Below are 20,167 nucleotides of genomic sequence, written 5' to 3'. Positions count from 1 at the left end.
GATGCTGTGCTTTCATCCCGGCCACCGCTGAGGGCGCGTTGGAGCCCTGTTGCATCCACCTGGCGCCATGCACCAGGCGGATGCGTCCCGCTACTCCCGAAGCAAGCGCCGGCTCCACTGGCCGATTTCTTCGAGCGTCCCGGCGGTTTCCGGCAAGAACGGGAAGAGCGTAAAGACGTGAACCGAATCGGCCACCATCCTCAACGTTACGTTCGCCCCGGCTGCCGTTGCGCGCTCTGCAAAGCGAGTCGTGTCGCTTTCCAGCACCTCGCCCTTGACGGCCGAAAGGAATACCGGCGGCAAGTCCGCGAGGTCCGCGAAGAGCGGCGACACCATCGGATCGGTCGGCTCGTGGCCCTGGAAGTACGACGCGACGAGGTTGGAAAGCGTCTCGCGATTCGCGGCCGGGTCGTCGCCCGAATTCGCGATGACGGAAGGGCCGCCAAGCGTGAGGTCGGTGAGCGGACAGATTGCAATGACGCCAGCCGGCAATGGCAACCCCGCGCGGCGCAGCGCAGCAGCAAGCGCCAGGGCAAGACCGCCCCCCGACGATTCGCCGCTCAGGAACACGGTCGACGGATCGACGCCCGAAGCGAGCAATCCGCGATAGGCGCTGAATGCGTCGTCGAATGCCGCCGGGTACGGATGTTCGGGCGCGAGGCGGTAGTCGACCGTGTAGCACGGACCGTTCAGTGCGCGCGAAAGACGGCTGGCGTATTCAACCGAGCTTTTCGCCGAACCCAGCACATAACCGCCGCCGTGGAAGTGCAACACGGTCGCCTTTTGCCCTGCTCCCGCTGCAATCACGCGCAACGAGCTCACCCCGTAGAGATCGACGTCCGTCACGTCGGTGCCTGCCGGCGCGGGGAACTGCTCCAAAAGGAAGCGCTCGTAGGCCGCACGCTGCCCCCGGTCGCCGCGAGCGATGTCGTCCGGCTTGAACACGCCCTTCCAGAGATCGAAAGCGCGCTGGCTCTCGGGGCGTTCCATCCGCTTTCCTTCGCGTGCCGCGCTCAAGCCTACGACCTCGCCGGGCGGCAGCTTGGCGGCCTCGAGAATGTCGTGCCCCCAGGCGAACGACCACGAAGCCTCTGCGAGCGGATCGATACGCGAGAGTCCCTTGAGTCGTCCGTTACGCTGGCGTACGCGCGCCTCGTCCGGTTCGTGCGCCCAGTCGACGACAAATCGCGCGCCCGCCTGGATCCGCGTCGTACGCGGCTGCCGGCGCCGTTCGTATTCCAGCAGCGCGTCCGGCACGCCGGCCCGTCCGTGTTTCTCGAGACAGGTGGCGAGGACCCACGCGTCTTCGATCGCTTGGCAGGCGCCTTGCGCCAGGTAGGGCACCATCGCATGCGCGGCGTCGCCGAGCAGGGCGATCCGGCCGGTGCTCCAGTGCTCGATCGGGTCCCGGTGGTACATCCCCGTGATGAACGTGGAGTCCACGGCTTCCAGCATCTTCTGGACAGTCGGCTCGGAACCCGCGAACGAGCGCCGCAGTTGCGCGACGTCCCCCGACTGCGTCCACGACTCGCGGCTTACTTCGGTTGCCGGCACCGACGCAAGGATGCTGTAGAGATCCGGGCGCACCCAGTACGAGACGATATTCCTGCCCACGCCGAACCAGTTGTTCCCTGCTACGGGCAACTTCAGGCCCGTGAGCCGGTCGGCAGGGATCAGCGAGCGCCACATCAGAATGTTGGCGAACTGCTTCTCCTCGGGTCCACGGAGGGCCGTGCGAACGGCAGAGTGGATGCCATCCGCGCCGATCACGGCGTCGCCACGAATCACCTCGCCATTTTGCAGCGTGACGCAGGCGCCCTCGTCGTCCTGGGAAATCGACGCGCATTGCGCGCCCAGGCGGATGACACCGGGCGGCAGGGCCTGCGCGAGCAAGTCGATCAGATCGGCGCGGTGGACGTTGTAGAGCAGCGCGCCGTAACGTGCTTCCGCCTCCTTGCCGAGCGGCGCGACGTACAGCAGACGCCCCGTCGACAACTCCAGGTAGTCAAAGCGTTCCGGCACCGTCGCCATCCGGGCCAGCGCCGGTTCAAGTCCCAATTCCCGCAGCACGATCGTGCCGTTTGCAGCGATCTGGACGCCCGCTCCGACCTCCGTCAACTGCGGGGCACGCTCCAGTACAATCGGCTCGATGCCGTGGCGCAGCAGCGCCAGAGCAGTCGTCAGCCCACCAATGCCACCTCCGACAATCACAACTCTCATGTTAAGTTTCTCCAACTGGGTTAGTTATTGCATTGTAGTTAGTTAATTCGACACGGTAAAGTAATGACGACGTCAGGGAAAACCCTTCGCTCGGACGGGGCGGAGACACGAATTCGCTTAAAAGAAGAAGCCCAGCGCCTGTTCGCGCTGCGCGGACTGGACGGCGTGTCTGTACAGGACATCATCTCCGCTGCGGGGCAACGGAACAGCGCCTCGCTGCGCTACTACTTCGGAAACAAGCTTGAACTGGCACGTGAGCTGGTAGTCGACGGCGCGCGCCTGATAGACGACGACCGTCAGGCGCGGCTCGACATGCTGGAGGCAGAGGGGGAGATGGACGTGCGAGCGGTATTGGGCGCGCTCCTCTATCCGATGCTCGATCTGGCGGATCGCACGGGTCAGGCGACGTACATCCGCATGATCGCCAACTTGCAGTTGAACAGCCGCGCGTTCTTGCGAGAGGCGCTGGAAAACAAGTGGAATCTGGGATATCAGCGTTGCAACGCGAAGCTCCGAGACCTGCTTTCCCCTATTCCACCGGAGATAGTGGATCACAGGCTCTCGCTCGTCGGCATTTATGGCAATGCCGCGCTGGCTGCGTGGGAAGCCAGTCGGGACAACGGCGATTCGGGAGGGCTCTGGTCCCCGCAATTCGCCGTGTCCAGCTTGATGGACACGTTCGAAAGCATACTCACTGCAGAGCCGTCGGAGGAAACGCGGTCACAGTTGAGTGGATTGGACGGCAAGTGCTAGCTGCATCGCATGCGTGGCGCTTGCCGACGTCCCGTTCTACCGGAAACGTCGGCTGCGCCATCCGCAGATACACGCGACAAACGTGTCTTACGCGTGCGCCATCAGATAGGGATTGTCCTTCCCCGGCTCAAAGCGCTGCGCCTTGATTTCCATTCGCGCAATGCTCTGCAAGTGAACCTCGTCCGGGCCATCGGCGAACCGCAGCGCACGGCCCCAGGTCCAGCTATCGGCCAGCGGCGTATCGGGGCTCAGCCCCATCGCGCCGAACACCTGGATCGCCCGCTCGCAAACGGCCGTGTGAACATTCGGCACGAGCGCCTTGATCATCGAGATCTCCTTGCGCGCCTCCTTCGCACCCACGTTGTCGATCATCCACGCCGCCTTGAGAACAAACAGTCGCGCCTGGTCGATTTCGATTCTGGACTTAGCAATCCATTCGGCGATTGACCCATGCTCATGCAGCCGCTTTCCGAATGCCGTGCGCGCCTGGGACCGCTCCACCATCAGTTCGAGCGCCAGTTCCGCGGCGCCGATCGAACGCATGCAGTGGTGAATCCGTCCCGGCCCAAGGCGCGCCTGCGCGAGCGCGAAGCCGCTGCCCTCTTCGCCGAGGAGATTCGTCCGCGGCACGCGCACGCCGTTGAATTCGATCTCGCAGTGTCCTTCCGGCGCCACGTGATTGACCACCGTGATATTGCGGATCACCTTGATGCCGGGCGTATCACGGGGCACGAGGACCATGCTCTGCTGAAGGTGGCTCGGCGCGTTGGGATCGGTCTTGCCCATCACGATGAAGATCTTGCAATTCGGATGCGCCGCATTCGTGATGAACCACTTCCGGCCGTCGATGACGTAGTCGTCTCCGTCGCGACGAATCGACGTCGTGATATTGGTCGCGTCCGAGGAGGCGACAGCCGGCTCCGTCATCGCGAACGCCGAGCGGATCTTGCCGTCTAGAAGGGGCTTGAGCCACTGCTCGCGCTGAGCAGGCGTCGCAAACATATGGAGCAGTTCCATATTGCCCGTGTCCGGCGCATTGCAGTTGAATACCTCCGATGCCCACGCCACCCGACCCATGATTTCAGCCAGCGGCGCGTATTCGAGATTGGTCAGGGGAGTGCCGGGCTCGTCATCGCGCAGATGCGGGAGGAACAGGTTCCACAGACCCTCGTCTCGCGCCTTTTGCTTCAAAGTCTCCATGAAGGAAACCGGATATTGACCCGCACTCACTTCGTCGTGCCATTGCCGGATGCGCGGAACGATGTGTGCGTCCATGAATGCTCGCACCTGCGTGCGCAGCGCTTCGACTTTCGGGCTATATGCAAAATCCATTTTTACTCTTCCAGTATGCTGATTGATGTGGTCGGCGCGTCGGCCAACCGCGCGTTTCGACCACTCGACTAGATCGTCAGTCCACCGTCGACGACGATGCACTCTCCATTCGTATAGCTCGCAGCGTCGGACACCAGGTAAAGCACGGTGCCCGCCATCTCGCGAGGTTCCGCGTGACGCCGCAGCGGAATGCGCGACATCCAGTTCTCGTAGGTGGCCGGATCGTCGAACAGTGCCCCCGCGAAGCGGGTTTTGGTCAATCCGGGGAGCAGCGCATTCACTCGAATCCCCAGCGGCCCGCACTCCTTCGCGAATGCCCGCGTCATGTTGACAACGGCGGCTTTGGTGATCGAGTAGATGCCCTGCTTGTCGCCGGGCTGCAATGCGTTGACCGAAGCCGTGTTGACGATCGCACCACCGCCGTGCTCCCGCATCAGCTTGCCCGCTTCCACGGACATGAAGAAGTAACCGCGCAGGTTGACTTCCACCGTCTTTTCGAACGACGCCAGATCGGTGTCGAGAATGTGGCCAAAATACGGATTGGCCGCCGCGTTGTTGACAAGGATGTCCAGGCGACCATGCCTTGCACGAATATGCTCGAAGGTCTTGACGATATCCTCGATACGCCCGACATGGCACGGCAGCGTTTCAGCGCTCCCGCCCGCTTCCTTGATCTCGCGCGCCACGGATTCGCAATCTTCCTGTTTGCGGCTCGACACGATCACATGAGCACCCTGCTCCGCGAGCAGTTTGGCGATCTCTTCACCGATGCCCCGGCTCGCGCCTGTCACCAGAGCAATCTTCCCTTCCAGGTCGAACAAATTAGTCGTCACTATCAGTCTCTCCATGTCCATGTTTCGATTTTCCTGCGTGCCTTCAGGTCAGGTCGATGCCCATCTTCGCAAGCACCCCGGCCATCTCCCCCACCTGTCGCGCCTTTTCATTCGATGCGTTACCGCTCAACGCCCGCTTCTTTACGCCCTGTGCGATCGCCGCGAGCCGGAAGAAGCTGAACGCCAGGTAGAAGTTCCAGTTCTCGATCGACGAAATTCCCCGCAGTTCGCAATACCGCTCGACAATCGACGCTTCGTCCGGCACGCCCAGCGCCTCTCGATCCAGGCCTTCGAGTCCGGCGATATGACCGCTGGGTGGAAGCCGCAAACACATGCAGAAGTACGCGATGTCAGCCAGCGGATTGCCGAGCGTGGATAGCTCCCAGTCGAGCACGGCACGAACCTGCGGCGCATCGCGCGTGAATATGAGGTTGTCGATACGGAAGTCCCCATGCACGAGCGAAGGCTTTCCGGCTTCCGTCGGGCAGTGCGCAGGCAGCCACTCGATCAGCGACTCCATCGCCTCCAGTGGTTCGGTCTGCGCGGCGCGATATTGCTTGGTCCATACGTCGATCTGGCGCGCGAAATAGTTGCCCGGGCGACCGTAGTCCGACAAGCCGGCTTCGTCGATATCCACGTCGTGGAGAGCCGCCATCGTGCGGAGCGATGCGTCGTAGATGGAAGCGCGTTCCTCGACAGGCACTTCGGGCAACGCCGGATTCCAGAAGATGCGCCCGTCTTCGTAGCTCATCACGTAGAACAGGCTGCCGATGACGGCGCGGTCCTCGCAAAGGTGATACGCACGGGCGACCGGGACCGGTGTCCGCCCGAGCGCCGACAGCACGCGAAACTCGCGATCAACGGCATGGGCGGACTTGAGCAATGCGCCGGGCGGTTGACGCCTCAGCACGTAGCTACCGCTTTGCGCTTTCAAGAGAAACGTCGGATTGGATTGTCCGCCGGGAAATTTCTCGACGGACAACGGACCTTGAAATCCGGGCACGTGCGCCGTCAAGTAGCGAGTCAGATCGTCGATGTCGAATTGAAGGCTGGTATTCATGGTGCCTCACGCAGCGTTTGGGCGGTTCATATAGAGGAAATCCCGATTGAGATCAGGCGTAGGTGACACATTCATGCCTGTCGGCACGTTCGAGATGAGGCACCGAATTGAAGCTGACCAGCGACATTGCGCCGTCCTTGAAGAGGTATTGGCAAACGCTGCTGTTGCGAATCTGCATGTTGAGTGCAATCGCGGTTGCGGCTGGCGCCTGCAGAACCTGTTGGGCAGTTACCGCGATCGGACCACCTGAACTCACCACCAGAACGCGCCTGCCGCCGGACCGCTGGATATCGACGCGCGCACGCTGGACCCGCGTCTGGAATTGATTCCACGTCTCTGGAACACGGCCGGGCAAGCGGTCGTCGGCCCAAAGTTGCAGCACTTCCCGGAGCGCTTTATAAAAGTCCCGCTTTGAACTGGCGGCCGACAAACCCAGCGGCAAGCCCGCTTCACCGAGGGCTGCAAACAACGCCTGGAAGTCGTATTCATTCAAGCCCGCGTCTTCTGCGATCTCGACTTGCGGGCCACCCATTCCGGCGAGAATGCCCTCGGCCGTTTGCCGATGCCGCTCCATCGTTCCGATGACGACGCGATCGAACCGCAATCTCGCCTGGGCGAAGTACTCGCCGAGCCAGAGCGATTGGGTACGACCTGAAGGTGATAGCGCGTCATAGTTCTCGGCGCCGAACGACGCCTGCCCATGCCGTACCAGATAGAGTTCTGCCATGTCATCCTCGCTTCAACATGGCTAGAGAATACCCAGCGCTGCGTCATTCAGGAAATTTATTGTTGTGATACCCAGCGATAAATTTTCGTGACACCAGGCGCTTCCACTTACAGACTCAGGCTACTGGCTCATTTCCCGCATGAGCCGGCCGATCTGCTCACGCAGCCAGCGATGAGCCGGGTCGCCGGTCACGCTCCGATGCCAGTAGCAATGCGACTCCAGATCCGGAAGATCGAACGGCAGTTCCAGAATCCGCGCGTCATAGCGCTGAAGCAGCACGAGCGGCGCCGTAAGGACGAGATCGGTTCGCATCGCGATCAACGGCGCGACCAGATAGTGCTGGACCCGCGTCTGAATCGATCGCCTGAGGCCCAGCCGGTTCAGCTCCGCATCGACGAGACCCGGTCCCTGGCGCCGACTGGATACGTGGATATGACCGAACCCGAGGTAGTCGTCGAACGTCAGTTTCTTCCGGGCAAACGGATGGTCGTGTCGCAGCATGCACGCATACCGGTCGCGGCCCAGCGGCTCCTGCTCGAGGTAGGGGTCGTCGAGCAGCGGGGCGTCGATCGCCAGATTGACCGCACTGCTGGCCAGCGCTTCGGGAACCTCTTTGCGCGTCGTGAAGTAGCTTTCGATCCGGATGCCGGGCGCGAGGCGCTGCAGCACTTCCTCCAGCGCGGGCAGAAGGAGCGCCTCCGTCAGGTCGGTCATGCTGAGCCGGAACGTACGCTCCGACGTGGCGGGGTCGAAGCGTCCCCCGACATGAGTACTCGAGTCGAGCAGTTGCAGGGCCTCGCGAACCCGGCCGATGATGTTTTCCGAAGCGGGCGTCGGAATCATGCCCGCCGGCGTGCTGACAAAAAGCGGGTCGTCGAATGCCTTGCGCATCCGCGCCAACGCATTGCTGACAGCAGGCTGAGTGATGAACAGCATCTCCGCTGCGCGCGTCAGGTTTCGCGTTCGATAGACGGCTTCGAAGACAACGAAGAGATTCAGGTCAACCTTTGACAGACGCATTTTTTAAATTCCCCGAGGCCGCTCGAACTGTATTTTGATCGGCGTGGTATCGCGGAGCAACCTCGGCGAGTCGATCCACGGGAGGCTTGTCCTTCGGTTCCGCGCTTCCGCTCACCATTCGCTGGCCGTTGAACGCGCCTCGCACTGCGCGCCCTCGACCGTCATGCGATCATGAGAAGCGAAGGCATCCACTCGCCCATGCGCCCGCCTTTACCGATGACCCGGACCTCCGTCATGCGCCCGTTCAACGCTCTTTTCGTGCTTGTCGGTACCTTGCTCACGGCGTGCGGCTATGGCGCGAGCTTTCTCTTTTCGATGCACTTCCGGACTCTCGGCGGCAACGATCTCGACACGGGAGAAGCGCTCGCAGGAGCCATGGTCGGCACCTTTGTCGGCGTGCCGCTCGTCGGCTGGTTCGCTCAGCGCGTCGGCGCCGCGCGCATGACCGCGCTCTCGGCGCTATGCGTCGGCCTGGGTGTCGCAGGTTTCGCCTTCATCGAGCGCCTGAGCCCGTTCAACCTGGTGCCCGGGTTCCTGATGGGCTTCGGCTGGGGCGCATTCTATCTGGCCGCGCCGATGTCGCTGGCCGAGCGCACGAGCGACGCGGATCGCGGCCGCTGGTTTCTTCGGCTCGGCACGTTCCAGATGACAGGCATGAGCGGCGGCCCGGCGCTCGCGGCGCTCACCATTCGCTATTGGCACTGGACGGTCGGCGGCGTGCTCTACGCGATCGGCGGACTGTGCGTGATCGCGGCGCTCATGCTGGAGATCTTCGGCCGGGTCACGCCGCGCACGCACGCCGCGCCGGTGCGGGAACGATGGCTGCGCGACAGCAGCGCGATCTTCCGTACGCGCGCCGCCTATCCGATTGTCATGATCGCGTTGGGCGCCTGCGTGTTCTCGGGCTTGATGACGTTCCAGATGTCGATGATGCAAGGGACTCGCGCGCAAGCGGGCACGTTCTTCAGCGTCTACACCGTGACGGTCGTGGTAACGCGATGGCTGCTCGGACAATTCGTGATCAAGGTGCGTCGCGAAGTGGCTACAAAAGTGCTGCTGGTGCTCATGGTGCTCGGCATTGCGGCGATGTACGCGATGCCGTATGGCCCGATGTTCCATTCGGCCGCCGCGGTGTTGCTCGGCACCGGGTACGGGCTCGTCTATCCGGTCATCGAGGCTCAGGCAGTCAACGATTCCGATGCAATGCACCGGCACGCCGCGCTGACGTGGTTCGTCACTTCATATTTCATCGGCGTGTTTGGCTTTCCGGCGCTCGGCGGCTGGGTGCTGGTTCATATGGGCAAAGGCATGTTGCTGGCGCTCATCGGCTTGTGCGGAGTGACGGCGCTCATGCTCGCGATCGTGCGGGACAGGCACGGCGTAGATGCGCTGTCGAAGGCATGACGAAACGCTTCAGCGCTCGCCCTGTCCCGCATCCTGCGCGAAATTCGTGAGCAGCGACTGACGGTTCGCGTCCAGGATTTCCTCTCCGAGCCGGGGATCGGCGCTGGCCACCGCCCGCGACAGGATGAGCGCGCCGACCATCTGGCTATAGAACGCGATGGCCTCGCGCCGCGCTTCATCCTCCGCGTCTCCGGTCTGCGCGCGTTGTTCCGCGACGAGCGCCGCCAATGTCTCGAACATCGTCTGGAGCCCGCTTGCGAAGTGCAACTGCGCCTCGTGGCCTAGCCGGCGGACGTCCGCCGTAAGCCCGGCCACCGCGCAACCCTGCTCGATGTCGCTGCAATGCGCGCCGGACAGGTAGAAGTCCACCTGTCGCGTCAGACGGTTTGCATCCGGCTCGATCGGCGCGGCAATCATTTCCTTCAGGTCGCCGTTGGCCTTGCCCATCGCCGTCGCCACGACTTCAGCGGCCAGCGCCTCCTTCGATTCGAAGTGGTTGTAGAACCCGCCCTGGGTAAAGCCCGCGGCCTTCATCAGCGCGCTCAGCCCGACGCCGTCGATTCCATGCTCACGGAACAACTTCTCCGAAGCCGCAATGATGGCCTTCCGGTTCTCCACTGCCTTCTGTTTTGAGACTCCCATCGTTCGATGCTCCACGCCGTTGTCGATTCAATTATAGCGGCCTTCGAAAAAAACAATGGTGATCGACATTGACATTTTCGCGCGAAGCCGCCAAACTCAATGTCAATCACCATTGTGTTTCGGTGAATCCGTCACGCCACTCACCTCGCAGGAGAACCATCATGACCACCGACACCACTGAATCAGCCAACAAAGCGCTCGTGCTCGAAGCTTTCGACACGCTCTTCAACCAGCGCGACTACGCCGCCGCCGAACGCTTCTGGTCGCCCGGCTATATCCAGCACAGCGCGCATATCGAACCGGGACGCGACGGTCTGTTCAACCTGATCAAGGCCCTGCCTTCGACCTTGCGACACGAGCCCGGCGTGATCGTCGCGGATGGCGACTACGTGATCATTCATGGTCGCTTTTCAGGCCACGGGCGCCCCGCCGCGTGGATCGCCGCCGACATCCTGCGCATCGAGGACGGCGTGCTCGTCGAGCACTGGGACGTGCTGCAGGACGAGGCTACCGAAGCCGAATCGAAAAGCGGCCTGCCCATGTTCGGAACACGCTTTCCGCGCTGACTCCAACCGACACTTTCCATCTGAAGGCAATCATGAAACTCACAGGTAACACGGTCTTTATCACCGGAGGCGGCTCGGGTATCGGGCGCGGTCTCGCTGAAGCGCTTCACAAGCTCGGCAACCAGGTCATCATTTCGGGCCGACGCGCGGAGCGCCTGCAAGCAACCATCGATGCGAATCCCGGCATGCGGGCAGTCTCGCTCGACATTACCGACCCAGCCGATATCAAAGCCGTCGCCGCGAAGCTGATTGCCGAGTATCCGGCTCTGAACGTGCTGATCAACAACGCCGGCATCATGTTGCCCGATGGCGCTCACGGCCCGGTCGACGACGAATTGCTGCGCGCGACAGTCGAGACGAATCTGCTCGGGCCAATCCGCATGACATCGGCATTGATCGAGCACCTGAAGACTCGGGACGGCGCCGTCGTGGCGAACGTGACTTCGGTGCTTGGCTTCGTGCCCATGGCGATCGCGGCGGTGTACAGCGCGACCAAGGCAGCACTGCATTCCTACACGCTCTCCCAACGCTATCTGCTTCGCGACAGCAAGGTCTCGTTCGTTGAGATCGCGCCGCCCTGGGTCCGAACCGAGTTGATGAACAGCAGCGAGGAAGAGCGCGCGATGCCGCTCGAAGAATTCATCGCGGGCGCGATCGAGCAACTGGGTACGGACGCCAACGAAATCCTGGTGGGTCCGGCCGTGAGCATGCGCGCCAATCCGGGACCTGGCGAGCACGCGTGGGTCAACGAGTTCAACGACACGGTGACGATCGGTTGAAGCGGCATGCGTGTCCCGGCGTTCGGGTCATCATCGAACTCGAACGCCGGATAGCGCCACCCTTGCGTGCAACTCAACCCGTCGTGAATGTCAGCGTGATCTTTCCGGCGCAGGTCGGATCGACTGGCTTCGTCGGGTTGTCGAGGAAGGCGGCCATGATCGAGGGCGCGCACGTCGACTTGCCGAGGACCGAGTGACCCGTGAACGGAAACGGCACGACTTGCGCGTTCTTGAGGTCCGGCGTGATCACGTCGACCCACTCGGGCGCCGTCGCGGCATCGAAGGTGCCTTCGAGGATCAGCACCGGCACGTCGCTCACCGTTCGCGCGCTCACCGCCGCGTCCGCCTTTCCGACGTTCCAGACCGGGCACTCGGTGAAGAGTCGTCCCTGTTTGGGCTGCACCTTCAGCACGCGGTCCGGGAACCCGGGGAGCGCCGCCTTTGCCTTCGCCAGCGTGGCCACCTCGGTGGTGAGATTGGCGCTCTCCGCGCAGAACACGTCGAGGGCGAGACCGGTGCCGCCCAGTCCGATGAACTCATGCGGGCCTCGCAACGCGAGATAGTTGGCCGCGACCGCGCTGGAATCGCCGCGCGCCGTGTCGGCGATCATCTTGGGAACGCCGGATGCATCGCCGCGCTCGCTCGCCATGATCATCGTATAGGCGAAAGAGAACCCGTCGACGTTGACCGTCACCAAAGCGCCGGACTCGTCCTTGACCTGGGTGATCGCCGGCGTCTTGTCAAGACGGTTCACCGTGGCCGTGAAGTCCGATTCCAGGTTCGGGTAAGCCTTGGCACAGGCGGCCTGAGCCGCACACGCCGCGAAGATCGCCTTGAACGAACTGGCCGGAGCCGACCACCACGTCTCGACGATGTTGACCGTGGGCGGCGAAACCGAATCGAGGACCACGCTTCGGATGCCCTGCGGGTGATCTCGCAGTACGGTCAACGCCAGCCTCGATCCATAGGAGACGCCGTAGACGTTCCAGCTGTCGATCCCCAATGCCACGCGCAGCTCGGCGATGTCGGCGGCGTTCTCCGTGGTGTTGTACGCCGCGAGGTCAATGCCGGTGGAGGCCAACTGGTCGCGGCACGCCTTGACCACCTCGGTGTCTGTGGTGGTGCTGGAGTCTGCCGCGAAGGGAAGGCTGACCGCGTCGAAGATGAACTGCTCCCAGCCGGGACAGGCCAGGAGGGGATCGGCGCGGTGCGTGCCGCGCTGGTCGACGAAGATGACTTCGCGGTCGGCGTTAAGTCCGTGCTGGACCATGAACGCCACCTCGAACGACCCGGCGCCGCCGGGGCCACCCGAGAGATAGACGACTGGCTCGCGCTTGGGCGTCGCCGAGACAGCGGGCGCGCGCATCACGAAGATACGGATATGGCGCCCGTCGGGCTTGGCCCGATTCTCGAGCACCGTCAGGTAGCCACACTGCACACCTGACGGGAAGTCGAGTTCGGGAAAGCCCGCGATATTCGGTTGGGGACACGGTACGGTCTGGTAGGACGCCGCACGAGTGGGGCCGCCGTTCGAACCGCTCCCCGAGCATGCGGCCACCAGGAACACCGCCACCAGGCACACGGCCGCAACAAACACGCAATGCTTCGCAGGTCCGATCACGCTCGCTCTCCCATATGGAGTTCGTATTGTTGCGAACCGCGCCGCCAGATTGGGCGTTGATGCTGAGGCTGCTGGACGGTAAAGAGGCGATATTCCAGCAGTGGCCAGCATTCACACTGCGGCGATACTACACGACATTGTGTTGGACATGCGAGCGCTTATGCATTGTGGTTCTCTACTGAGGAATGGACGGTTGTGGTTACACCGTTTGATGTTTTTGCGCTTCTATCGAGCTTGATTTCTTAGCGGCTCATTAGCCCTGCCCTTACTCGGGGCGGGATCTCTTTCTTTGCACGAGGCAACCGCTGGCACCGCGTGCATAAGTATCGAAGCATTCCGCGAAGGCGGCGCAAACGCGCCAGTCAGAAGGCCGGGCCCATCGCCGCGTTCAGCAGTCCGGCGGCAAACAGCACGATGAGCGGGTTCAATTTCGGGCGCACGAGAAAGATCACCAGAGCGATGGCCGCGAGGCCCCAAATCATCCACGTGGAGGACGAAGACCGCAGCACCGAAAACGCGCTCGCGAGAATGAGGCCGGTCGCCACGGGAGCGAGGCCACGCTCCGCCGTTAGGTGCCAGGGGTGCTGGTTGTGCCGGGTCCAGGCGATCGTCGCGCCATAGGCGAGCACCGAAGACGGCACGAAAAGCGCCAGGGACGCGACCACCGCGCCAAGGAAGCCCGACGTCTTCCAGCCGATCAGCGTGGTCAGCAGCGCGCCGGGGCCGGGAGCCGCGCGCGAGATGGCGAACAGATCGACGAACTCGGCCTGTGTCACCCAGCCGTGAATGGCCACTGCCTGCTGGTTGATATCGGCGACGATACTTTGTCCGCCGCCGAGCGAAAGCAGCGAGAGCGGCGCAAATACGGCGAGCAGTTGCAGGTAGATATTGTCGCGCACGCTAGCGGCTCCGCGATGCAATGAACAAACCAGCCGCCCCGGCGACGAGCGCGACCGGCACCAGCGGCCAGCGCATCACGCCAATCGCGAGGAACACCCCGACGATCAACACGAGCGGCCAGCGTTGCGCGGCAAGCATCGAGCGCGCAGTGCGAAAGCCCACCGACGCGGTCATTCCAATCGCCGCCGCAGCGACACCCTCGAGGAAGCGATGCAGCCACGCAACCTGAGCGAACTGATGGAACACGGTCGCGAGCATCACGATCACGACCATCGGCGGCACGAGGAGCGCACAGACGGCGATCGTGCTGCCGAGCGGCCCCCTCATTCGATAGCCTACGTAGATGGAGAGGTTGACCACGTTTGACCCTGGCAGGATTTGCCCGAGCGTCAGCGCGCCAAGGAATTCGTCTTCCTTGAGCCATCCCCTTTGCGTGACCACTTCCCGATAGATCCATGCGGAGAGCCCGCCGCCGAAGCTCGTCAGCCCGATACGCGCGAACAGCAGCAGGATCTGCAACAAGGACACATCGCCTGCTTTACGCTCCACCACCGTTTGCATATCGGCTCATCCTGGCTTTTCTGATCGAGGCCGCGGCTGCGGCAGACACGGCCCTCCTATGAATGACGCAGCTCAGTGATGCTCGTTCGCCAGTTGATGTTCCGCGATCTGCGCCTTCGCTTGCTTAAGCAGCTTGGTCGACTGCTTGTGGCGGCTCCAGATCGAAGCGCTCACGCTGATCGCCGCGCAGCCGAGCAGGCCCGCCGCGATGGGACTGCGCACGAACGCCGTCGGATCGCCGCTCGAAATCGTCAGTGCCTGACGGAACGACTGCTCGAGCGTATGTCCCAGGATGAGACCGAACAGCAGCGGCGCCTTCGGAATGTCGAACTTGCGGAACGCGTAACCCACCATGCCAAAGAAGAGCGCGAGGAACAGGTCGAACACATCGGTATTGAACGAATAAACCCCCGCCGATGCAATCACGAGAATCACGCACAGCAACACGCCGGGCGGCACATACAGGATGCGCGAAAGAATCCCGACGAGCGGCAGGTTCAGCACCAGCAGCATGATGTTGCCGATATACATGCTCGCAATCAGTCCCCATACGAGATCGGGCTGCGTATGAAAGAGCATCGGGCCCGGCTGCATGCCGTACATGATGAACGCGCCCATGATCACCGCGGTCGCGCCGGAACCGGGCACGCCGAGGGCGAGCAAGTGCACGAACGCGCCGCACGAGTCCGCGTTGGTCGCTGCTTCCGGCGCCGCGACACCTTCGATCGCTCCGTGGCCGAACTCCTCCGGATGCTTCGAAATCTTTTTCTCGAGGACGTACGAAAGCATCGCGGCAAGCGTTCCGCCAAGACCCGGCGCAGCGCCGCAAAGGAAGCCCACTACCGAGCCGCGAAAGATCGCCGGACGTGCACGGCGCCATTCCTGACGCGTGAACCACAGCTTGCCTTCGACGCGCACCGTATGCAGCGTTCCGCCGAGCGTCCCCTCGACCATCCGGCTCACCTCCGAGATCGCGAAGAGCCCCACCACGACGACCAGGAAGTTCACACGATCCTGCAACTGCGTGAGTCCGAGCGTAAAGCGCGGTACGCCGCTTTGCAGGTCGATGCCGACCGTCGCGAGACCGAGGCCGAGGAACACGGCCATCATGCCTTTCGCGAGCGAATTGCCGGTCAGCGCGCCTACGGTCGAGAGCGCAAAGCAGATCAGCGCGAAATATTCGGTCGGACCAAAGTGCAGCGCGACGGCGGCGAGCGGCGCGGCGACGAACGTAAGCGCCGTCACGCCCATCATGCCCGCGATGAACGAACTGACCGCCGCAATCGCGAGCGTCGCGGCCGCCCTGCCTTTTCTTGCGAGTGGATAGCCGTCGAGCACGGTCATGACCGCTGCGGCGTCGCCCGGCGTATTGAGCAGAATGGCCGTGACCGCGCCGCCATACATGCAGCCGTAGTAGATGCCGGTGAGCATCATCAGCGCGGATGTCGGGTCCATGCCGAACGTGACCGGGATCAGCAGCGCAATGCCGGCCGACGGTCCGATGCCTGGCAGATGGCTGATCAGCGTGCCGATGAATACGCCGATCAGGGTGTACAAGAGATGCGCCGGCGTCGCGGCTATCGCGAGTCCGTGAAGAATGCCGTGAAGACTGTCCATGATGCGAGCGCCTCAGAAGGGGAGGAAGCCCGTCGGCATCGGAACGCCGAGAAGCTGGGAGAACAGCAGATCGAAAACGACCGTGACACCCAGTGCGATCGCGAGATTCGTCTTGAGGCGTTTGCGGTTGAAGTAGGCGAGCAGGCCGAAGAGGAAAACCGAAGTCGCCACCAGATAGCCGGCACGTTCGAAACTGACGAAATAGAGCGCAGTCCATGCGACCATCGCCAAAAGAATAGCCGGGTGGACCTTTGATGCAGGTGCCGGCGGCACGTCAGGTGGCTTGTCCGCGAGTTCCATCGCCGGCTTCGCGGGCGCCACGTCACCCGCGTGAGAGCGGCTCTTGCTGCGTCCTTCCAGCAGCAGGATCAGCGCCGACGCGATCAGTCCCACGCCGACGAGCGCCGGAAACGCCTTGGGGCCGAGCGGGTCGCTGAGCCTGACCTCCGGCAAACGCATGTCCATGTACAGATACACGGCGGCCAGCGTGATCACGCAGAATGCGAGCCACACATCGCCCTTGATGCTTTTCATGTCTCCTCCAGTTCGAGCCCGGCTTGACCGCCTGAACAAGGTGGCGGCTGCCGGTTCGGATAGCCCGCGAGGCTGCCATTGTTCTCGCTCGCCTCGCGTCCTGAGAATGCCGCCTGGCGCCTTGATTCCGGCGCTTTACTTTTCGTTATAGCGGCCAGGCTTCACCACTTCGGCAATCGTGCCGTCCGGGGCGCGGAACTTGAGCGCGCCCTCGCCCTCCGCCGACAGAATCTCGCCGCCGTACTGCTTGATCCGCTCGGCAGCGGCATCCTGATCGTCGACCGTGACGCCCCAGTGATGCAGGCGGGGACCGGCGCCGGCGAGTTGCGCCTCGTGTGCGTCTTCGCTGTCGTACTTCATCAGCGTGAAGTCGATATGGCCGTCGGTCATGTGCCGCGAGATGTGCTGGCGATTACGCCCGGTCTTCACTTCTGTGAAGCCGAACACCTCGGTGTAGAAGCGGGTGGCCTCTTCGAGGTCATCGACCTTGACTGCGAGGTGAACGATGCGTGACATATGATTCTCCATGTCGTAGGTGCTGCGGGTTGGAAAATTGCTCTACTTGGCAAGACCGAGCTCGCCAAGCAGCGGGGTAAGGCGGCTGCGCTCGCCTTGAAGGAAGGCACGTGTCTGCGTGCTGTTCTGATAGTCGGCGGTCCACAGGTTGCGTTTGACGGCCGCTGCCCACTGCGGCGACGCGGTCGCTTTTTGCAGGACGTTGTCCCACCATGCGATTTCGGCAGGGGTCATGTTCCTCGGCCCGACGAGCACGCGCCAGGTCGTGAAGTCGACATCGACGCCTTGCTCCTTCCACGTCGGCACATTCGCAAGCTCGCCGCCTTCGCGCTTGCCGCCGGGAATCGCGATCAGGCGAACACGCCCCGCCTGGCTCGGCCCGAGGACGACACCCGCGGGCGTTGCGGCCGCGGTCACGTGTCCGCCCATCAGCGCGGTCAATGCCTCGCCGCCGGAGTCGAAGAACACGACCTTCATCTTCTTGGGGTCCTGGCCCGCGCTCTTGATGACAAGCGCGGCGGCATCGTGGCTCTGCCCGCCCGGCGAGCTCGATACGCCCATCGTGACCGTCGACGGGTCCTTCTTCATCATGCGGATCAAATCGTTGCCCGTCTTGATCGACGAATTGCCGGGCACCGAGAACACCACCTGCTCGGTCACGAAGACCGCGAGCGGCGTCACGTCATCGATGCCCACCGTGCTCAAGCCGGTGATCCGGTTGGTGATCAGTGGAAGCGCCTGCACGGAGACGTAATGGCCATCGCCTTCATGCGAGTTGATATACGCGATGCTGACGGTCCCGGCGCCACCCGGACGGTTTCTCACGGTCACCGGCTTGGTGGACAGATTCTCCTGCTGGATGACGCTTTGAAGCGTGCGCGCCACGAGGTCGAGCCCGCCGCCCGGCGCGCTCGGCACGACGATCTCGATCGGCCTGCGGGGCTGCCAGGCATCGGCCGCATGAGTGAGCGTGATGTGGGCCGAGATCAGCGCGGTGCACATCGCCGACAGGACAGCCACTTTTCCAAGTCTCCTTCTCATTACATCGTCTCCAGTATTTTTCCGCTCGGTGAGCGTCTTCATTTAGAAATTGAATGCGTCGAACGTGCTGGCGGCGAAGAGCGAGTCGATCGGCACCTCTTCGCGGATCAGACCGTCACTTCTTGCATAGCGCTGCAACGTGTCCAGATCCAGGCGGTTCTCCTTGACGCCGTAGCGCCAGTAATCCTTGCCCATCAGCGAGGTCACGCGCTCGTATTCCGACGTGATCCACGGATGCATCACGCGCAACGTGTCGGTCACCGCAAGCTCGCCGAGTGCCAGGTCGCGGGACTTCCTGAGCGCGGCGTACACGTTGACCGGCAGCCACGGATGCTGCTCGACGAGCGAACGACGGATACCGAGCATGTGCATCGGGGGAAACAAGCCGGTCTTTCTGAACCACGCCTCTTCATCGGTCCGAAAGGCGGGGAAAAGACGCTGCACGCTTTCGTTGCGACCGAAACACGATGGCGGCTTCGGTGCGATCACCGCATCGATCTCGCCTGCATCGAGCAGTCTTGCAAGCGTCTGGTTCGCGGCGATCGCCTCGACCTGGATCTCGGCCGGGAGGCTGTACGGCACGCGCGCCTCACGCCCCGCCTGCTCGAGGCCCCCGATCACCCAGCGGACGTCGCGGCTGCCGACGCCGTATTCGTCGGCGAGCATGCCGCGCACCCATATTCCCGCTGTCTGCTGGAAATCGGGCACGCCGATGCGGCGCCCCTTGAGGGCCTGCGGAGAATCGATTCCGCGATCGGTGCGCACATAGATGGCGGAATGCCGGAATGACCGCGACAGGAACACCGGCACGCCGATATAGCGGCTCTCGCCACGCGCCGTCGTCAGCAGATGCGTACCGAGCGACAACTCCGAGATATCGAATTCGCCGTGGCGAAACGCACGCTGAAAAAGCTCTTCGGCGGGGCCGTTGACGAAGTTGATCCTGCATCCGTCGATCGCGACTTTTCCGTCGATGAGCGCACGGGTTCGATCGGTATTCTGACAAGCCAGCGAGAGTTCAAGCATGGAGGTAGTTGCCGTAGGCTGAGGGGGAAGACTGAACACAGTGTTCTTCGAGACTTCGGGCCATTCAATGTGATTCGTAGTGCAAAGCAATGACGCTGCGCCCGATTACGAATCGGGTACCTGCAGAATCGCGAGCTAGTGTCCGCGAATCATGGCTTGTTCATGCCGGACTTTTTCGTCAGGCGATCTTGTCGCTGACTTTCTGCCGGTCCGTTTCGGCACCCGACTTCGTCATTCCGTCGAGCGCCATGAGCATGCGCTCCTTGCCCTTCGACACGTGACTGAAGCTCGTCTCATAGCTCAGGTTCGCGTCCTGCACCTTGAGCGCATTGACGATCTCCCGATGCTCCTCATTCGACTGCAGCAACGCACCGCGTTGAACCAGCCCATGCACGCGGAAGAGATGAAACTCCTTCACGAAGCCGCGATACAGCTTGATGAGCCTCGAATTGCCCGTCGAGCGCACGATGTAATCGTGAAACTCAAGGTTAAGCGGATCGAAGCGGGAGAAGTCGCCCTTCTCGGCGGCATCCTGCATTTCATCGACGTATTGGTCGAGCTGGGTCGCCATGTCCTTCGTGAGCATCGGCGCGAGCAACGACGCAGCCAGTGCCGTGAGGCCGGCACGCAGATCGTAGACTTCGATTGCGTCGTCGCGCGTCACGCGCTGGATAAATACGCCTCGCTGCGGGATCAGATAGACGAGCCCGAGTTCGGCGAGCGCCCGGCACGCTTCCCGCACGGGACCGCGGCTGACCGACAGCTTGTCGGCGACCGCCTTCTCGTTGAGGCGCTGCCCGGGCTTCAGCTCGCCGCTGAGGATCATTCGCTCGATCTCGTGCTGAACGACGCCGGTCAGCGTATGCGCCCGGAAGTCGGCCAGTGAGACGGTAGTTGGGTTGTGATCGTTTTCCATGAGACTCAGTCTAGGAGTCAACCTGCAAAATGTCAACACTTTACTTTCCACCACCGCCTCCCGTTGAACTGCCCATCCCACAAGACTTTCAGCCCCGCC

Annotated in this window: 20 protein-coding genes; 4 read left to right on the top strand and 16 right to left on the bottom strand. The window is 62.7% G+C overall.

The genetic code is table 11. The annotated features are described in order from the left end of the window. Positions 1 to 90: 90 nt before the first annotated feature. Positions 91 to 2,220 carry an alpha/beta hydrolase fold domain-containing protein gene (locus AWB68_RS11435; protein WP_087644457.1) on the bottom strand — a complete coding sequence of 710 codons (2,130 nt, stop codon included), beginning with the start codon at positions 2,218 to 2,220 and terminating at the stop codon, positions 91 to 93. 63 nt (positions 2,221 to 2,283) lie between these two features. Here AWB68_RS11435 and AWB68_RS11430 point away from each other — a divergent pair, with 63 nt between their 5' ends. After that, positions 2,284 to 2,973, top strand: a complete 690-nt coding sequence (locus tag AWB68_RS11430; protein WP_087644456.1) for a TetR/AcrR family transcriptional regulator — start codon at positions 2,284 to 2,286, stop codon at positions 2,971 to 2,973. Positions 2,974 to 3,060: 87 nt separating this feature from the next. Here the strand turns inward: AWB68_RS11430 and AWB68_RS11425 are convergent, their stop codons facing one another. The 5 genes from AWB68_RS11425 to AWB68_RS11405 form a co-directional block, all read right to left on the bottom strand. Further along, positions 3,061 to 4,305, bottom strand: coding sequence for an acyl-CoA dehydrogenase family protein (locus tag AWB68_RS11425; RefSeq protein ID WP_087644455.1), 1,245 nt, complete (start codon positions 4,303 to 4,305; stop codon positions 3,061 to 3,063). A 68-nt stretch (positions 4,306 to 4,373) separates the two neighbouring features. After that, positions 4,374 to 5,138 carry an SDR family oxidoreductase gene (locus AWB68_RS11420; RefSeq protein ID WP_087644502.1) on the bottom strand — a complete coding sequence of 255 codons (765 nt, stop codon included), beginning with the start codon at positions 5,136 to 5,138 and terminating at the stop codon, positions 4,374 to 4,376. Positions 5,139 to 5,181: 43 nt separating this feature from the next. Further along, a complete protein-coding gene (locus AWB68_RS11415; protein WP_087644454.1) occupies positions 5,182 to 6,198 on the bottom strand; it encodes a phosphotransferase in 1,017 nt (338 codons plus the stop codon). A 52-nt stretch (positions 6,199 to 6,250) separates the two neighbouring features. After that, entirely contained in the window at positions 6,251 to 6,925 is a 675-nt protein-coding gene (locus AWB68_RS11410; RefSeq protein ID WP_087644453.1) for a histidine phosphatase family protein, read from the bottom strand. A gap of 120 nt (positions 6,926 to 7,045) precedes the next feature. After that, complete coding sequence (locus AWB68_RS11405; RefSeq protein ID WP_087644452.1) at positions 7,046 to 7,945, bottom strand: LysR family transcriptional regulator; 900 nt, start codon at positions 7,943 to 7,945, stop codon at positions 7,046 to 7,048. A gap of 234 nt (positions 7,946 to 8,179) precedes the next feature. Here AWB68_RS11405 and AWB68_RS11400 point away from each other — a divergent pair, with 234 nt between their 5' ends. Then, the gene (locus tag AWB68_RS11400) at positions 8,180 to 9,349 is read left to right on the top strand and encodes an MFS transporter (RefSeq protein WP_087644451.1); all 1,170 of its coding nucleotides are present in this window, start codon (positions 8,180 to 8,182) and stop codon (positions 9,347 to 9,349) included. A 9-nt stretch (positions 9,350 to 9,358) separates the two neighbouring features. On the opposite strand, the gene AWB68_RS11395 is transcribed toward AWB68_RS11400, so the two are convergent. Next, positions 9,359 to 9,991 carry a TetR/AcrR family transcriptional regulator gene (locus AWB68_RS11395; RefSeq protein WP_087644450.1) on the bottom strand — a complete coding sequence of 211 codons (633 nt, stop codon included), beginning with the start codon at positions 9,989 to 9,991 and terminating at the stop codon, positions 9,359 to 9,361. A 161-nt stretch (positions 9,992 to 10,152) separates the two neighbouring features. Between AWB68_RS11395 and AWB68_RS11390 the strand changes: the two genes are divergently transcribed. Together AWB68_RS11390 and AWB68_RS11385 are read left to right on the top strand one after the other, a co-directional pair. After that, positions 10,153 to 10,557: a nuclear transport factor 2 family protein gene (locus tag AWB68_RS11390; RefSeq protein WP_087644449.1), complete on the top strand. Its 405-nt coding sequence runs from the start codon at positions 10,153 to 10,155 to the stop codon at positions 10,555 to 10,557. A 32-nt stretch (positions 10,558 to 10,589) separates the two neighbouring features. Next, positions 10,590 to 11,336, top strand: a complete 747-nt coding sequence (locus tag AWB68_RS11385) for an SDR family oxidoreductase (protein WP_087644448.1) — start codon at positions 10,590 to 10,592, stop codon at positions 11,334 to 11,336. Positions 11,337 to 11,409: 73 nt separating this feature from the next. On the opposite strand, the gene AWB68_RS11380 is transcribed toward AWB68_RS11385, so the two are convergent. The 9 genes from AWB68_RS11380 to AWB68_RS11340 form a co-directional block, all read right to left on the bottom strand. Continuing rightward, positions 11,410 to 12,957 carry an alpha/beta fold hydrolase gene (locus tag AWB68_RS11380; RefSeq protein WP_160109998.1) on the bottom strand — a complete coding sequence of 516 codons (1,548 nt, stop codon included), beginning with the start codon at positions 12,955 to 12,957 and terminating at the stop codon, positions 11,410 to 11,412. A gap of 362 nt (positions 12,958 to 13,319) precedes the next feature. Continuing rightward, positions 13,320 to 13,856, bottom strand: a complete 537-nt coding sequence (locus AWB68_RS11375; RefSeq protein WP_087644446.1) for a chromate transporter — start codon at positions 13,854 to 13,856, stop codon at positions 13,320 to 13,322. A 1-nt stretch (position 13,857) separates the two neighbouring features. Beyond that, positions 13,858 to 14,418, bottom strand: coding sequence for a chromate transporter (locus tag AWB68_RS11370; protein WP_087644445.1), 561 nt, complete (start codon positions 14,416 to 14,418; stop codon positions 13,858 to 13,860). Between the two features lie 72 nt (positions 14,419 to 14,490). Further along, a complete protein-coding gene (locus AWB68_RS11365) occupies positions 14,491 to 16,035 on the bottom strand; it encodes a tripartite tricarboxylate transporter permease (protein ID WP_087644444.1) in 1,545 nt (514 codons plus the stop codon). Positions 16,036 to 16,047: 12 nt separating this feature from the next. Beyond that, positions 16,048 to 16,569 (bottom strand): tripartite tricarboxylate transporter TctB family protein, encoded by a 522-nt coding sequence (locus tag AWB68_RS11360; RefSeq protein ID WP_087644443.1) that lies wholly within the window; start codon positions 16,567 to 16,569, stop codon positions 16,048 to 16,050. 135 nt (positions 16,570 to 16,704) lie between these two features. Further along, on the bottom strand, positions 16,705 to 17,085 hold the full coding sequence (locus tag AWB68_RS11355) for a VOC family protein (RefSeq protein WP_087644442.1): 381 nt from the start codon (positions 17,083 to 17,085) through the stop codon (positions 16,705 to 16,707). A 42-nt stretch (positions 17,086 to 17,127) separates the two neighbouring features. Then, positions 17,128 to 18,126 (bottom strand): tripartite tricarboxylate transporter substrate binding protein, encoded by a 999-nt coding sequence (locus AWB68_RS11350; RefSeq protein WP_087644441.1) that lies wholly within the window; start codon positions 18,124 to 18,126, stop codon positions 17,128 to 17,130. Between the two features lie 42 nt (positions 18,127 to 18,168). After that, positions 18,169 to 19,152, bottom strand: coding sequence for a substrate-binding domain-containing protein (locus AWB68_RS11345; RefSeq protein WP_087644440.1), 984 nt, complete (start codon positions 19,150 to 19,152; stop codon positions 18,169 to 18,171). 178 nt (positions 19,153 to 19,330) lie between these two features. Next, positions 19,331 to 20,068 carry a GntR family transcriptional regulator gene (locus AWB68_RS11340; protein WP_087644439.1) on the bottom strand — a complete coding sequence of 246 codons (738 nt, stop codon included), beginning with the start codon at positions 20,066 to 20,068 and terminating at the stop codon, positions 19,331 to 19,333. Between the last annotated feature and the right edge of the window lie 99 nt (positions 20,069 to 20,167).

This window comes from Caballeronia choica, from assembly GCF_001544535.1.
Taxonomy (GTDB): Bacteria; Pseudomonadota; Gammaproteobacteria; order Burkholderiales; family Burkholderiaceae; genus Caballeronia; species Caballeronia choica.
This window is presented reverse-complemented; position numbering and strand designations above follow the sequence as displayed.